Below are 15,132 nucleotides of genomic sequence, written 5' to 3'. Positions count from 1 at the left end.
TTAACCTCCGAACAAACGGCTAAAGGTACGTTTAAACAGCCCCCGCTCGCTGGCCACCACCCCGATCAGGTTCTGGTTCAGCTCACGCATGGCTAAAGTCACGGCTGCACGCGGCGCGTGGACCTCCAGCGGTACACCGCTGTTCTGGCTTTCACTGACCACCGAATAGTCGTTGGGGAGCTTCTGCACGTCGGTGCAGCGCAGGGCCTCGGTAATGTCCTTGAGGCTGACCGGCGAGGTTTTGTTGTAGCGATTGACCACCACCTGCAAGCGATTGCCCTGCACACCCAGGTCGTCGCGCAGGATGCGTGTCAGGCGCGTGCCGTCTTTCAGGTGGCTGAGACTCTGTTGCATCACGATGTAGATCCGGTCCGCCTGCTCCAGCGTGACGCCTGTGAGGTGGTCGATTTGCCGCGGCAAATCCACCACCACCCAGTCATAGGTACTGCGCGCCAGCCGCAACAGGCTTTCCAGTTGTTCCAGGCGAACATCCTGCGACAGGCACAGTTCACCCGTACGGCCACTGAGGACATGCAGGGTCGGGCTGAAGTGGCTGCAGAAACCGCGCAAGGCGATGCTGTCCAGCTCGTCGACCTGTTTCAACACTTCCATGTGGCTGTGTGTCGGCAGTACATCCAGGCAGTGGGCCACCGTGCCGAACTGCAGGTCCAGGTCCAGCAGCAGGGTTCTGCCACCGCGGATGCTCAGCTGATGGGCCAGATTACAGGCCAGCATGGTGGCGCCCGATCCGCCCTTGGCATTCATCACCGCCACCAGCTTGCCGCCTGTGCCCTGTTCGGCATGGACCTCCAGCAACATGCGGTTGATTGCCGCCTGCAGGTCGTCAGCCGCCACTGGCTCGGGCAAGAAATCCCGGGCGCCGGCCTGCATCGCCATGCGCATGCCTTCACGCTCATCCAGCGGGCCGCAGACCAACAATGGCGGTCGCTCTTTGAGCGGATGCTGCAGCAGGGCCGCCAGCTCCTCGCGCCACAAGTGGCTGACCCGCAACAGCAACAAATCAGGCATTTGCTCCAGCCCATACAGCGGGTCGGTGTGACCGTTGCTCACCAGGCGCGTGTTGACGTTCAGGTTGGGCAAACCCTGGCTCAACGCTTTCAGATGGTTCAACGCCGTCACGTCACGTCCACTGATCAATAGGCGCATGCCTGTTTTTTCAGTCACGCTGGCGACGGGAGCTTCTTTGGTATTTAGCATGGCGTAATCTCCGGGGTGACTCCCGCCTCGGGTTGCCGACCAAGGCTTTCACGCGGCACGGTCGACCTGTACACCGGCAGGGTGAACCCCCCACCGAACCCGGGGATCAACAGCTTGAAGGTGAAGTTGCTCAGTTGTAACTGGATATAGCGAATGGCTCGAAAGCCGCTGGCGCCGCTGAGGTCGCCGGGGCTTGCGATCACCGCACCGTCCTCGTCCAGGTAGACCAGGTTCAGGTTGGCCGTGGCCAGGTTGCCGATCAGACTGCTCGTACCACTGTTAGTGGCCGCATTGAAAATGGCCCGACGCAAAATCACCGGGTCATGGATATCGCACACCGCCGCCAGGCGAGCACCGCGGCGAACGCTTTCATTCAGTGCGTTGACGGTGAAATACAGTCGGCCCATTTCCAGCACGCCGAACAGCAAGGTGAAAAACACCAGGCTGGTAATCGCGAACTCGACGACATACACACCGCGCATACGCTTGAGATTCATCATAAGGCCCTCATCACCACGGTAGAGGTCAACGTCAGGCCAAGCGGTTCGCTCTGGCCATAGAACGCAGGTAGTGCGCTACCGATCACCGGCAAGAAGGTGTAGTTGATACTGACCTGGACGTGATCAGTGCCCACTACCGTCACCGAGACTTTTCCGGTGGTCAGCCCCGGTACCACCGCCGGGTAGCCATTGGGGTTGGCCGGCACACCGTACACCGCAACGCTCTGGGCCTGGGCGCGAAGCGTGTCGCTCACTTCGACCTTGCCCAAGGTTGCATTCCAGGCCTGGCCGGCGACAAAACGTCCAGCATCCCGACTGGCTTGCATCAGGCTGTTGTACTGGAACAGCATGCGGCCGAACTCACCGAAGGTGAACAGCAGCAGTACCAGCAGTGGCAGCGTAATCACCATTTCCACCATCGCCAGCCCACGCTGGGCCTGCGGCGGCTTGCGTCCACGGTGTCCCATAAGGCCTCCTAAGAGTCGGTACTCGGTGTCTGGCTGTTATCGATATAGGTTTTGTACAGCTGAATGATTTGCGGGCCTGCGTCGTTGACAGGATTGGGGCCAGGCACATTGTCGCCCTCGCACTGTTTGACGAACTGGCCGAATATCTGCGCCGAGTTGCCCTGTTGATTGGCCGGTTGCATCACGTAATAGCAGCCGAAGCTCAACACCGGAATCGACGACGCCCCGTCGTTCTTGCCGGAGCAATCGCCGATCACCACTTTCAGGATCCGCCGCTCGAACGCGCCGTTGCCCAGGCAGCCGCCGCCGGTGCCGGCAACACATGCGGCAGAGGCCCGTGCCCAGTCGTTGTAGTCGTACAGGGCTTCACCACCGGCGGTGACGAGGTTGCCATTGGTGGAGGTGACGGTCTGGTTGTTGTACTGGATCTGTTCCGGTGTACCGGTGTACGTCAACGACTTGGCATTGACCGCAATCACCAGGTCCGGCGGATAGTCCGCAGCACTGAGGCCACCTGAATATTCGTTGAAGCGCGTATTCAGGCCTTGAGAGGCAGGCCCTACGGTGTTGCCCGGCTTGGTCAGGACGTTGTCGCCGACGCTGTTGCACTGATTGATTCCGCCCGCCAGGCCTTGCCTCACGGTGTTGCCGCCCGAGCCGAAGTCGAGCAGCTGAAAATTGCCGGGGCCGATTGCCGAACTGTTGTTCGCCGCCGTTTTCAACACTTGCAAATCACCGAACTTGAACCCCCAGAACATCCCGGTAGCGGGGTCGTTCTTGCTCGGGTCGCCACACACCATCAGCGGCGTGATATTACACGGGCTGGCAGGGCTGGGGCCGGCGGTGGCCACCGCGGCCACGGCCTTGTTCGGGGCAACGCCATCGCCGATCGCCTTCAATATGCCCCAGAAAAAACCGCTCAGCGGGTAGTTGGGCACCGAAACCCGTACATAGCTCGCATTGGCCGGGCCCGGAAAGGAAAAAGGCCCATAGACACTGGCAGACAGCTCTACCGTGGCGAAGCCGGAAACATTATTGCCAACAGCGCTGGCCAGTTCCTTGTTGCCACTGGCGTTGGCATTAAGCGTCAGTGTGCCCAGGGCAGCGGCTTGCGTGAGGCTGGCCGAGCCGGTTGCACCGTATACCTCGCTGAGCGTCTTGGCCCCGCTCAGGGCTGCGGCATCGACAGCATTTTGCAGCCGCGCCTTGTTTACCAGCATATGCCCGCCGTCCAGCGCAAAAGCCCCCATCACCAGGATGGCGGCCATGGCGATCACCGCCAGCACAATAATCGTTCCGCGCTGTTGCCCTGGAAACGCACGGAGTGGTTGGTGGATACGTGCTCTCATCATCAAGCCCTCCAGAGTTCTGCCGACCTTGATCTGCCGGGTGCCGTCGCCCACCACCGCCAAGCGGCGACGCTACCTGGCGGGCGATGCCTGCAACGGTTGCGCCTGTCAGCTACAGAGTGTTCACGCGTTTGACTTCGATACCGCGGATCAGCGTGATACCACTGACGTCAGATCCGCCCTTGCGCTGGACGATCTGCTTGACCGGCGGCACTGGCGCAACCTGGGCCAGCTCCACCGGTTTGGTGACCGGTAGCTTGTTGTTGTCCAGTGGATTGCGCAGGGCCAGTTGCAGCTTCCCGTCCGTCATGCCCTTGACCAGCAGTTCCGCTTCGTCGGGCGTCATTTCCAGGGTGACCGCACGTACCACCACCGGCTGGGTCTTGTCGGTACTGGCGGTCTGGTCCACTGCCAGTACCCGCAAGTCCTCCAGAATGGTGCGGGACTCGGCGTTACCGGTATTACCTGTCTGCTTGGTCGCCAGGACATCGACCCGATTACCCGGCAAGAGGAACCCGCCCACCCCCACCACATCATCCACACGTACCGAAATCGCACGTTTGGTGGGTTCGATCAGCGAGGCCAGCGTGCTCCCGCCCAGGTGCGCGGCCAGACGCGCACCGCGCACGATATCGCCGTTCAACATGGAGAACGTGGCGATTTTGCCGACGACCTTGTCGATGGCATCGAAGGCATCGTCGGGTACCGTGTCCTTGGGCATGCGCACCAGTGTCACCTGTTGCGCCTCGACCATTTGCCCAAAAGCGATTTCCACGGTGGCCACCACCACGTTCTGCTGATTATCGTCGGGGCTGGCGTTGAGCCGGGCACTGAGCCAGGTGTTGGCCATCCATGCGGCGCCCAACCCCAGGATCACGGACAAGGCAATCAAGATGAAAGTACGAGAACTCATGGCGATATCTCCTTACCTATCCAAGGAAGTCGAGCTGTACGAAATAGTTGTGCCATGCCCACTCCAGCTCCTGCGCCGACAACTGCCCTGTGCCGCCCAGGTAACGCTGGCGGTCGAGGGCCATGTTCAACAGGTCCCGTGGATGGCAAGGCACCAGCGGCATGTTTTCAACGCCGTAGAGTTCCTCAAGCACGTAATGCAGTAGCTGCGGGTCGTGAGACATACCCAGGCGTTCACTTTCCTGGCGCCAGATGCGTTCGTATTCTTCGGCTTTCAGGTAGCCGAATTGCAGCTTGTAGCCAATGCGCCGCAAAAACGCTTCGTCGGCCAGCTCCAGCGGATTGAGGTTGGTGGAAAACACCAGGATCAGGTCGAACGGCAGCTCACAGTGCCGCCCACCGCCGAGGTTAAGAAAATCACGTTTCTCCTCCATCGGCACGATCCAGCGGTTGAACAGCTCGGCCGGCGACATGCGTTGACGCCCCATGTCATCGATGACAAACAGGCCATTGCTGGCCTTGAGCTGCAGTGGCGCCTGGTACTGGCGCGTGAAAGGGTCGTAGCGGACATCCAGCTGCTCCATGCTCAATTCGCCGCCGGTAATGACGATCGGGCGTTCACAGCGCAGTAGCCGGCGATCGACCCCTTCGTCGAGCAGCAGATTGCTCTGCAGTTCATCGTCGCCAACCAGGCGCCGGTGTACCTGTGGGTCGTAAATCTCGATCACCGCATCGTTGATTGCAATGGCATGAGGTACCCAGATGGTTTCGTCAAACAGACGTATCAAGCGGCTGCTGACATAGGTTTTGCCAGTGCCCGCCGGCCCGTAGATCATGATGGCGCGGCCGGAATTGAGCGCCACACCCAGTTGGTCGAGCATGCTTTGCGCCAGGACCACCCCGCCAAAGGCGTGTTGCATGTCTTGGGCATTGATCCGACCGTGGTGAATGGTCTGCAGCTTGAGCAGCGCGCGATAGCTACTCACCGGAAAAGGCGCCGCACCGATATAGCCGCTGCGCGCCAATGCATCACGGGCGGCGCTGCGACCGCGTTCAGTCAACCCGTAGCGCAATGTTTGACCACCGGATTGCCCCAGTATTTCGACACGACCGTCCTTGCGCAGAAAGGTCAGTACTTCTTCAAGCACCGCGCCTGTCAGTGCCAGGCGTTCCACCAGCCGCGACATGTCCAGCACACCGGCATCGTGCAGATGCTTGCAGACCAGGTCACCGAGCAAGTTGTCCGCCAACCCGGTTTCACGGATGGTGCGTGGCTGTGGCGCCAGCCGCTGCACAACTTCTTCGCGCGCATCGTGAGTAACGCTGCTGTTGCTGATGGCGTACATAGTGTTCTCCTGACCTACTGGCCGAGGGGCAGCCAGAAGACACTGGTCAAAGTGCCGAGCAGGACTGCGACTGAATAGGGAAAGGGCTTGCCTGCCACTTCATCAACCGCTGGCGAGAAATAGGCCCTGGCTTTCAACATCAGCCAGTAGCGCCCCATGGTCTGCTGTACTTGACCACGCACGAGGACAATCAATACTCCGCATAGACCGCCGGCGATAAGGCTGAACAGCGCGGTCCACAGGGCATCGTGGGGAGTAAGAAAGGCGCCGACCATGGCCATTAGCTTGACATCACCGGCAGCCATCCCCCCAAAGGCATACATCGGGAGGAAAACGGCAAAACCGATCAACATACCCAGCGCCCCATAGCCAAACCCGATGACACCCAGGGTGTAAACCTGGCCGGCCAAGCCCAGCCCCAAACCCAGCAAGACCAAGAGGTTGGGAATGCGGTGATGGCGAAGATCGCTCAGCACCGCTATACCCAGCAGCCCCAGCAACGATGCAATAACGACTGATTGCTCCATGCCCATGGCTGCAACCCTCTGTGGACGGTGGGGTGTTAGCAAGTGGTGCCTTTGACTGCGCAGCCCAGGCTTTTAATGGCTGCACTGACGTTACCGCCCAGGGTGACAAATGCGGCAACAGCGCCCAGCGTTATCAACCCACCCGCCACCGCATACTCGACAATGGTCAGGCCATCTTCGTCTTTGATGAACTTCACTACCGACGTCTTGATCGATTGCAGATTCATTTTGCTCACCTCGTTCAGTGTGTTGTTTTTAGAGCAGCACTTCTGGTACTGCCTGGGTGAACATTAGTCAGAAGCACAACGCAGGGGTTAGGAGTTTTTTGCTCAACGCTAGGAGTTTTTTGCGGTATTTAGCGGCGCAAGAAAAAATACTAAGTACGCCGTCTTAAACCCGAACGCACGCGATCAATAGGGAATAACTTACATAACGTTGCAACCTAATCGCAGGCGAAACTCGGTCGCCTCCCGCTACCCTGCAAAGACCCGAAACAGCGCCAATGCGCCGAGAAACAAATCTCGCCAAACGGTCTAAGCAAGCGCTTTCTTATCAGGATTTGATCTGCTCACAGGCAACACAACGACGATACTGGTCAACGAGGAAGAAATATCAGGAGCGGGGCCAGGACAGTGAAGTCCGACGCGCCAAGAGACTGGATTGTTGGGGGGCTCGGCACGCAGGCCTTTAGCCTGCGGCGCCACGGCTGAGAAGACTCCACCTTGTCCGAACGGGATCATGGTTAATCAACCAGGCAGAGTCCATATGATGCGTTTTTATCCTCGCGACACGTCCCTCAGCCTGCGGCAAGGTGTTCGTCGCCGCCACGGCCCAGAGGCTAGCAAGCTGCTGGCGCTCTGGGCGGGGCCGACGATGCGTGTTGTGCCGCTAGCAGGTGGTGCCTTTGACTGCACAACCCAGGCTGGTAATGGCGGTAGCCACGTTACCGCCAAGTGTCACGAAAGCAGCCACGGCGCCCAGTGTAATCAAACCACCCGCTACCGCATATTCAACAATCGTCAGGCCTTCTTCGTCCTTGATGAATTTCAGCACCGACGTTTTGATCGATTGCAGATTCATTTTATTCACCTCATCTAAGTTCTATTGGCCGAGGCGGTGACTTAGTGTGCCGCCTGTTTGCATCCTAGTCAGGAGACATAACGAGGGGTTAGGAGTTTTTTATTGATTACTAGGATTATTTTGCAGCGCTGCCTGCCCGGCGAGGTTAAGAAAACGAGAAACAAGGAAGGAATGAGAAAATGAAACCTGAATCGGCCAACTTGCCATTTCTGCTGTGGTTCGATCGCACCCGGGATCGATCGGCCGAGGCGTTGGTTGCGCATTTTCGCCCGACCTGTGAATGCCGTATCGCCAAGAACGGCGAGTTGTCCGAGCTTGCGGGTGAGCGCCAGCCAGACATGGTCTGCATCCATTATGACCGCCCGGACATGCCTGGCCTCAACCTGCTGCTGGAGATCAAGCACAAGTCCCCCTCGATACCGATCGCCATGTTCACCGTACAGCACTCCGAGGAGCTTGCCGTATGGGCCATGCGCTCGCGTGTCTGGGAGTACATCGTGCTGCCCCTGTGCAACAGCGAAAAAAGCCGCTTTCTGCACGCACTGCAGCAACTCTGCGAACTGCGCCGCAGCACTCACTTCCATGCCAAGAAGCCACTGATCGAACATGGCCCGTCGCTGCCGGACAGCATCCGGCTGACCGCTGAGCACCACAAGCACCAGGCACTCAGTAACGTATTGCTCTACATCGACCAGCATTTGCGCGACAGCATCGACCAGAAAGAACTGGCAAAGCGCTGCGGCATGACCACCTTTCGCTTCAGCCGCCTGTTCAAGGAAGTCAATGGCCTGGGGTTCATGGAGTACATCCTGAGCAAACGGATGGACTTTGCCAGGGACCTGCTCGACAACAGCCAGATGCCCATCACCAGCATCGGTTACGAAGTCGGATTCAAGGACCCTTCTTATTTTGCCCGTGCCTTCAAGCAATTCGTCGGGTGTACACCTAGCGAGTACCGGCAGCTCCCTCGAGCTGAAAGCTCCGGGGCAGAATCGACCTCAACGGAAGAACTCTCGGAGGTCGTCGAAAGCCTGCGACTGGGTGCCAAACGCTGAAAGATGGCCACGAGCCATTAGCCCGTTTGTGCTAATCGACCCCCCTCTTTCCCGGCGCTATATTCCTCTTCACCCCAGTGTTCCCCAGTGCCGCTGCTTTGCGGCGCGAGGGATCGCCGTGCCTGCAACAACACAACAACACCAAGGAAGAAGCGCCATGAAACCTGCATTCAACAAGCTCACCCTGCTCAGCGCCCTGCTCAGCGCCCTGCTCGTCGCCCTCGCCGGCTGCCAGACTATGAAACCCAACGAAGATCGCCTGAAAACCACTGCCCAGACGACGATCGGCGAGCCGGTGACCAAGATTTCCAACGTGCGCAACGACAACAGCGCCACTTACTTCATCGCCAGCACCGCTTCAGGGGATTACAACTGCGAGCTGCCCAGCGGCGTCATGGTCGGGATCGCGTCGATGGGCATGGGGATGAGTGCACACTGCTACAACAAGAACAGTGGCCGGCCGCAAAATCCGCTGCAGCGCTATTGATCCTCAGCTAAACCGGTTCTGTGCGGGGTTCACGCAACGAGCGCAAGGTGGTGCGTAACTCGGCCGGGCGCACCGGCTTGGACAGAATCGCGATCTGGCGGTCATGCAGGGCCGCCTGGATCTTCTCCACCTCATGCCCGGTGAGGATCAGCGCCGGCACCGCCCTGCCCCGTTGCGCACGTAGCTGGTCGATGCACTCGATGCCGGTGGCCTGATTGCCCAGGTCATAGTCGGCGACGATGATATCGCAGTCGCTGAGCAGGTCCTTGCCACTGGATTCGGCCTGCACCTCGCAGCCCCAGCGTTCAAGCAACGCTTTGGTGGCCAGCAGCACGTTGCGGTCATCCTCCACCAGGCACACTTTCAGGCCGGTCAACAAGCCGACCTGGCTCGCTTGCTCTCGGGTGACCGGCTGCCGGGGTGCTTCAACCTTGCGCAAGCCCAGCAGGCTCACCGCCGTACCATGGCCGACCCGCGAACGTATCGCCACCTGCATGTCCATCATCCGGCCCAGGCGTCTGACGATCGACAGGCCCAGGCCCACGCCTTCAACGTCCTTGTCGCGCAACTGGCGCACGCGGTAGAACTCCTCGAAGACCTTGGGCAATTCATCGGCATCAATGCCGCAGCCCTGGTCATAAACGACAATGGCCAACCCGTCCCCACGCTTGCGCACAGCGATCAGTACCGGCCGCTGCGGTGCGTACTTGAAGCAGTTGGACAGCACGTTCTGGACCATGGTGGCCAGCAGCGCCGGGTCAATCTGCACCCAGTGCTCGGCCACCCGCAGGCGCAATTCGACGCCGGCCCAACGCGCCGCTTCGGCGTTCTGGCGCACCAGATCGTGGAGCAGATCAGCCAGCTGTACGCATTGCAGGCGGGGTTGCAGGCGCCCGTTGTCGAGGGTGTACAGGTCGAGAATCGAGCGAAACAGTTGTGCGACGTTGAGCAGCGAGCGGTCGATGTTGTCGACCAGGCGCCGCTCCTCCTCGCCCAGGCGCGCTTCGCGCAGGCAAGCGGTGAACAGGCCGATCGAGTGAATCGGTTGGCGCAGGTCGTGACTGGCCTGGGCCAGAAAGCGCGACTTTTCCAGGTTGGCGGCGGTCGCTTCTTCGGAGGCCTTGCGCGTGCGCTCAAGCAGCAGGTGCGCGTACATGGGGATGACCGTACTGGTGATCATCAGCATCAGCACCATGAACGGTTGCGCCTGCCAGTAAGGGGTCAGCCGGTAAACGCAGAGCAAGGCCAACAACGCCAGGGCGGTGGCGATCGCCAGGTACCGCGAGCCATAGCGCATGCCATTGCCCAGGTTGACCCAGACCATCACCGCGTACAGCGGCAGCGCGGCCTCGCCACCCACCACCAGGCCGAAACAGGTGCCGGTGTAGTCCTGGACCATGCTGAAGATACGCCGGGCCGGATAGTGGCCCGGCCAGCGCACGATGACCTGGCGCAGGACGATCGACAGCAACAGGAACAGGACGATGTAGATCATGATCGGCAGGTACATGTTGACCTGCTGCCCGGGCAGAAAACCCAACACGCTGATATAGATCATGGCAAGGCCGGCGACAATGATCCGCAGGTTGGCCTGGTCGAGCTCGGTATTTTTCTCGAACTTCATCGGGAACATCCTTGTGCGACAGTCGTCATATCCAGTACGTACACCGGGCAGCGTCCGTGCCCGGTGGTAAAGTAACACGCCTGTAAGGAACGCCAGGCCCAGGGAGGCACTCGACATGGCATGCCGGATCATCATAGCTGACGACCACCCGCTGTTTCGCGAAGCGATGGTGGGGACTGTCCAGCGCCTGTTACCTGATGCGCTGATCGAACAAGCCGGGGATTTCGACAGCGTCCTGGCACAGGTTGCACGCGGCGCGGAGCCCGACACCCTGCTCCTTGACCTGCGCTTCCCGGGGCTTACCTGCATTACTCAGTTGGTCGACTTGCGACAACAGTTGCGCCGCACCACCCTGATTGTGGTGTCGATGGTCGATGACCCGGAGCTGATCAGCGAAGTGATGGCCGCCGGTATCGACGGTTTCATTGGCAAGAACATCGCCCCCGACGAGATCGGCCAGGCGATTCTGGCCATTCGCGAAGGCGAAGTGCTGGTGCGTTTTGCTCCGTCCGGGTTGCTGCCGCTGGACACCAGTGCAGTGGCCACCACCCTGACCGCGCGTCAGCAAGAGGTGTTGCGCCTGATCGCCGAGGGCAAGACCAACAAGGAAATCGCCCGCGCGCTGGATATCTCGCCCTTTACCGTGCGCATTCATGTGTCGTCGTTGTTGCGCACCCTCAACGTGCCGTCGCGGGCCGCCGCGGTGAAATACGCTGTCACACCATAGGGGCCGGCTTGCCCCGCGATTTCACTACTGAAGCCCAGGCTCGTCAGGCTTTCGTCCGCTGTCGCAGTGTGAATACCCAGCATTTTTTTATCGCCAGCAAGCGTGCATCCGCCCACCGACTATATTGATAAAGCCGCCCGCTGCGGCAGGTGGGAAGCGCAGCCGTCCGTTTTTTCCACACCTTGGGACATCACCATGGTCTGATACTGCATGCCCCTTCCCACCCCGACCAAGTGATCTTGAAATGCCACTTTGCTCTGCTAGCGTTAGCAGCGCACCAGCGCATCCCCGCGTTCGCGGGTTGCAACCGCGGTACAAGGACGATAGACCCTCTGCCAACAATGATTGGAGGCAACAATGAGCGCAGTCACCAGTTCGACCAATTTCGGTCATGGCTACCCCACCCCCGGCCCACAAACACCCAACGCACAGAAGGTGCTGGACCATGTGTTCTTTCTCTCCGAGTCCGCATGGAAACAGGTCCGCGAAGAGGAGCAGTTCGACTTCATCATCATCGGTACCGGCTTCTGCTCCCTGGCCTTCGCCGAGCGGATCCTGGGCAGCAACCCCAAGGCGCGGATCCTGATGGTCGAACGCGGGCCGTTCTTCCTCCCCGAGCACTTCCAGAACCTGCCGATCCCCTACCAGAAAACCCTCGGCGGCTTTTCCGAAACCTTCCCCTGGACCCTCTCGGCCCGCACCGCCAGCCAGCCACCGGGCAACATCGGCTGGCAGCACGGCATGGTGCCGTTCTTTGGCGGGCGCAGCATCATGTGGAGCGCCTGGTGCCCACGGCCGACCAAAGATGAAATGGCCTTCTGGCCCGAGCAGACCATCGCTGCCGCCGAGGCCCGCTTCGAGTCGGCCGAGAAGCTGCTCAACGTGATCCCGGCCGACAAGATCGACACCCAGCTCGACCCGCAAGTGCGCGCCCATGTTACCGAGCAGCGCCCGGTCTACGGCACCCTGCAGCTTGAGCTGCAGAAAATGCTCGAGCACAACATCGGCAAGATCGACTCGGCCACGCGCTGGTTACCGGCGCCACTTGCTGCCGCTGCCGATCGTGCTGGCGGCGTTGACTTCGCCAAGTTTTCGACCCCGGCCTCGATCATGGAACTGGCGGGCAAACAAGCCGACCTTGCCGCCGCCGGCAGCGGCAGCCCGCTGCGCATCATTACCGAGTGCGTTGTCGAACGTATCCACCAGCAGGATGGCGTAGCCACTGCGCTGCAAACCTCGCGCGGGGTGGTCAACATCGGCAATGCCAAGCTGATCCTGGCCATGGGCACCCTGCCGCCGGCGACCTTGCTGATGAACTCGTTCCCGCAGGTCAAGCGTGCTGGCGATCGCTTTACCGCGCACTTCATCACCTCGGTGGTGGCGCGGGTGCCGCGCAAGGACTACCCGTTCGCCGCCAAGCTGGCCGAGCTGGAACTGGCGGCGATCTACCTGGCCGGCAAGAACCGGGACAACGGCATGCAGTACCACGTGCAGCTGTCGGTGCTGTCTGACCGCGAGCCTGCAAAGAACGCGCAGAAAGCCGCGCGCTACATGCCTGACGTGGTGGCCACCGCATCCATGGCGCAACTGGAATCGTCGAAGGATTACCTGGTGTTCGTTTGCGCCGTGCTCGGCGAGATCGACTTCCGCAACCCGGAAAACCACTTCCACCTCAACGGCCAGGCCGACCCGACCACCAACGTCAACCTGCAGGTGCTGGCCAGCGAAACCGACCGGCAAACCTGGGACACCATGGATCAAGGGACCTTCCAGATGATGGAACGGGTGTTTGCCCCCGAGGGCAAGGTCGAATACTGGCATGGCGACCCGAACCTGGGCCATTGGACCAGCGAGCGGCCAAGCATTCCCGAGCGCCGGGTGGCCGGGCTGGTGCACGAAGGCTCGACACTGTGGATTGGCGACAAGGACGAAGGCGTCGTTGGCCTGGATTACCGCCCCCATGGTGTGGAAAACGTCTACGTCACCGGTGGCGCGCTGTGGCCGGCCAGTGGTTCGTGGAACCCGACCATGACCATGGTGGCCCTGGCCCAGGACCTGGCTGACCAGCAACTGCACTGCATCAATGCCGTCCAGCCGCTAACCTCGGACCTGACCGAAGTCTGACCGAAGCCTGATCTGTAGGAGCTGACAACTCCTACAGAGCCTTCCCCCTCAACGCCGTCTTTCAGACGCTGCCGTGGCGTTCGCGAATCAGCTTCTTGTTGATCTTGCCGACGCTGGTTTTCGGAATCTCGCTGACAAAGCGCACCAGCCGCGGGATCGCCCATTTATTCAGGTGGCCACTGTCGACAAACGGCTGCAGGTGGCGGGCCAGCGCTGGCTGGTCCAGCTCGACGCCGGCAACGCAGACCACCAGGGCCAGCGGCTGTTCGCCCCATTGCGCATCGGCCACCGCCACCACCGCCACCGACTCGACACCGCTGTGCTGGCTGATCAGGCTCTCCAGCGCCACCGAGCTGATCCACTCGCCGCCGGTCTTGATCACGTCCTTGATCCGATCGCGAATCTGCACCACGCCGTGTTCATTGATGCAGGCCATGTCACCGGTGTGCAGCCAGCCGCCGGCCCAGAGCGCGGCGCCCTGCTCCGGCTCTTTCAGGTAGCCCTGGGTCAGCCACGGCGCGCGGACGACGATTTCCCCGAGGCTTTCGCCGTCATGGGCCAGCGCCTCGCCGTATTCGTCGACGATGCGCAGGTCCACCAGCGGGATCGGCACCCCGGCATTGATGCGTAGCGGCAGTTGCTCGTGCATCGGCAGCGCCAGGTCCGCAGCGCTGAGGCGGGTGACGCTGAGCAACGGGCAGCTCTCCGACATGCCGTAACCGCAGTGCACGCGAATGCCCCGGGCGCTGGCCCGCGCCGCCAGGCCCTGGGTCAGGGCACTGCCACCGAGCAGCATCTTCCAGCCGCTAAGGTCGGTGCGCTGGCCCTCTTCGCAGTCGAGCATCATCTGCAGCAGGGTCGGTACGCAGTGGGAGAAGCTCACCTGCTCTTCACGCATCAAGCGCACCAACTGGTTGGGCTCGTAGCGGCCGGGGTAAACCTGTTTGATCCCCAGTGCCGTGGCCACGTAAGGCACGCCCCAGGCATGCACGTGGAACATCGGTGTAATGGGCATGTACACATCACCCGAGCGCAGCAGTGCCTCGCCTCCGCTGGCGGCGAAGGTGCCCAGTTCATTGAGGGTGTGCAGCACCAGTTGCCGATGGGTGAAGTACACGCCCTTGGGGTTGCCGGTGGTGCCGGTGGTGTAGAACAGCGTGGCGACGGAGTTTTCGTCGAAGTCGGCGAAGTCGAACGAGGTCTCGGCGCTGGCCAGCAGCGCTTCGTACTCACCCAGCAGCGGCAGATCCGTGTCGGCGCCAGGGCCATCGCTCAGGCCAATGTAGCCCTTCACCGTCGGCAACTGATCGCGCAACGGCGCAATCAGCGGCAGAAAGTCGTCATGCACCAGCACCAGGTGATCCTCGGCATGGTTCATGGTGTAGCGCACCTGCTCCGGTGACAGCCGGACGTTGACGGTATGCAGCACCGCGCCGAGCATCGGCACGGCAAAGAAGCACTCCAGCGCGCGGTGGCTGTCCCAGTCGAGCAAGGCCACGGTGTCGCCGGGTCTGACCCCGGCTTGGCTGAGCACATTGGCCAGGCGCTGGATGCGTTCGAGCAAGGTGCTGTAGCTGTAGCGCAGCTTGTCGGCATAGACGATTTCCTGGCCGGGCTGATAGCGCACCCCCGAGAGCAGCAGGCGCTTGATCAGCAACGGATAAGCATAGGCCCCGGGGGCCGGTTCGATGATGCGGGTGGTGGTCATGTGCGCCT

Annotated in this window: 15 protein-coding genes; 4 read left to right on the top strand and 11 right to left on the bottom strand. The window is 60.9% G+C overall.

Annotated features, from left to right (window positions below):
* The 9 genes from BV82_RS14210 to BV82_RS14170 form a co-directional block, all read right to left on the bottom strand.
* Entirely contained in the window at positions 1 to 1,218 is a 1,218-nt protein-coding gene (locus BV82_RS14210) for an AAA family ATPase (protein ID WP_026001486.1), read from the bottom strand.
* Positions 1,212 to 1,715 (bottom strand): TadE/TadG family type IV pilus assembly protein, encoded by a 504-nt coding sequence (locus BV82_RS14205; RefSeq protein ID WP_036995656.1) that lies wholly within the window; start codon positions 1,713 to 1,715, stop codon positions 1,212 to 1,214. Before BV82_RS14205 ends, BV82_RS14210 begins: the two co-directional genes overlap by 7 nt.
* Positions 1,715 to 2,185, bottom strand: a complete 471-nt coding sequence (locus BV82_RS14200; RefSeq protein WP_010226131.1) for a TadE/TadG family type IV pilus assembly protein — start codon at positions 2,183 to 2,185, stop codon at positions 1,715 to 1,717. The genes BV82_RS14205 and BV82_RS14200 overlap by 1 nt, the downstream gene beginning before the upstream one ends.
* Positions 2,186 to 2,193: 8 nt before the next feature.
* Positions 2,194 to 3,537 (bottom strand): TadE/TadG family type IV pilus assembly protein, encoded by a 1,344-nt coding sequence (locus BV82_RS14195; RefSeq protein ID WP_081839659.1) that lies wholly within the window; start codon positions 3,535 to 3,537, stop codon positions 2,194 to 2,196.
* Positions 3,538 to 3,646: 109 nt separating this feature from the next.
* Entirely contained in the window at positions 3,647 to 4,447 is an 801-nt protein-coding gene (gene cpaB / locus BV82_RS14190; RefSeq protein WP_010226127.1) for a Flp pilus assembly protein CpaB, read from the bottom strand.
* Between the two features lie 16 nt (positions 4,448 to 4,463).
* Positions 4,464 to 5,792 carry an ATPase AAA gene (locus tag BV82_RS14185; RefSeq protein ID WP_036995609.1) on the bottom strand — a complete coding sequence of 443 codons (1,329 nt, stop codon included), beginning with the start codon at positions 5,790 to 5,792 and terminating at the stop codon, positions 4,464 to 4,466.
* Positions 5,793 to 5,806: 14 nt separating this feature from the next.
* On the bottom strand, positions 5,807 to 6,325 hold the full coding sequence (locus BV82_RS14180) for an A24 family peptidase (RefSeq protein ID WP_010226125.1): 519 nt from the start codon (positions 6,323 to 6,325) through the stop codon (positions 5,807 to 5,809).
* A 29-nt stretch (positions 6,326 to 6,354) separates the two neighbouring features.
* Positions 6,355 to 6,546 carry a Flp family type IVb pilin gene (locus BV82_RS14175; protein ID WP_010226124.1) on the bottom strand — a complete coding sequence of 64 codons (192 nt, stop codon included), beginning with the start codon at positions 6,544 to 6,546 and terminating at the stop codon, positions 6,355 to 6,357.
* Between the two features lie 661 nt (positions 6,547 to 7,207).
* The gene (locus BV82_RS14170) at positions 7,208 to 7,399 is read right to left on the bottom strand and encodes a Flp family type IVb pilin (RefSeq protein ID WP_036995610.1); all 192 of its coding nucleotides are present in this window, start codon (positions 7,397 to 7,399) and stop codon (positions 7,208 to 7,210) included.
* Positions 7,400 to 7,578: 179 nt separating this feature from the next.
* On the opposite strand from BV82_RS14170, the gene BV82_RS14165 reads away from it, so the two are divergent.
* Together BV82_RS14165 and BV82_RS14160 are read left to right on the top strand one after the other, a co-directional pair.
* A complete protein-coding gene (locus BV82_RS14165) occupies positions 7,579 to 8,454 on the top strand; it encodes a response regulator transcription factor (RefSeq protein ID WP_036995611.1) in 876 nt (291 codons plus the stop codon).
* A 157-nt stretch (positions 8,455 to 8,611) separates the two neighbouring features.
* Positions 8,612 to 8,941, top strand: coding sequence for a hypothetical protein (locus BV82_RS14160; RefSeq protein ID WP_103143290.1), 330 nt, complete (start codon positions 8,612 to 8,614; stop codon positions 8,939 to 8,941).
* A gap of 7 nt (positions 8,942 to 8,948) precedes the next feature.
* Here the strand turns inward: BV82_RS14160 and BV82_RS14155 are convergent, their stop codons facing one another.
* Complete coding sequence (locus BV82_RS14155) at positions 8,949 to 10,565, bottom strand: ATP-binding response regulator (RefSeq protein WP_036995612.1); 1,617 nt, start codon at positions 10,563 to 10,565, stop codon at positions 8,949 to 8,951.
* Positions 10,566 to 10,680: 115 nt separating this feature from the next.
* Here BV82_RS14155 and BV82_RS14150 point away from each other — a divergent pair, with 115 nt between their 5' ends.
* Together BV82_RS14150 and BV82_RS14145 are read left to right on the top strand one after the other, a co-directional pair.
* Complete coding sequence (locus tag BV82_RS14150) at positions 10,681 to 11,292, top strand: LuxR C-terminal-related transcriptional regulator (RefSeq protein ID WP_010226118.1); 612 nt, start codon at positions 10,681 to 10,683, stop codon at positions 11,290 to 11,292.
* A 357-nt stretch (positions 11,293 to 11,649) separates the two neighbouring features.
* Positions 11,650 to 13,416: a GMC oxidoreductase gene (locus BV82_RS14145; protein ID WP_036995613.1), complete on the top strand. Its 1,767-nt coding sequence runs from the start codon at positions 11,650 to 11,652 to the stop codon at positions 13,414 to 13,416.
* A gap of 61 nt (positions 13,417 to 13,477) precedes the next feature.
* On the opposite strand, the gene BV82_RS14140 is transcribed toward BV82_RS14145, so the two are convergent.
* Positions 13,478 to 15,124, bottom strand: coding sequence for a fatty acid--CoA ligase (locus BV82_RS14140; protein WP_036995615.1), 1,647 nt, complete (start codon positions 15,122 to 15,124; stop codon positions 13,478 to 13,480).
* Positions 15,125 to 15,132 lie beyond the last annotated feature (8 nt).

Source organism: Pseudomonas donghuensis (genome assembly GCF_000696345.2).
Classification (GTDB): domain Bacteria; phylum Pseudomonadota; class Gammaproteobacteria; order Pseudomonadales; family Pseudomonadaceae; genus Aquipseudomonas; species Aquipseudomonas donghuensis.
The sequence above is the reverse complement of the archived record's forward strand: the minus strand, read 5'-3'. Positions and strand labels throughout refer to the sequence as shown.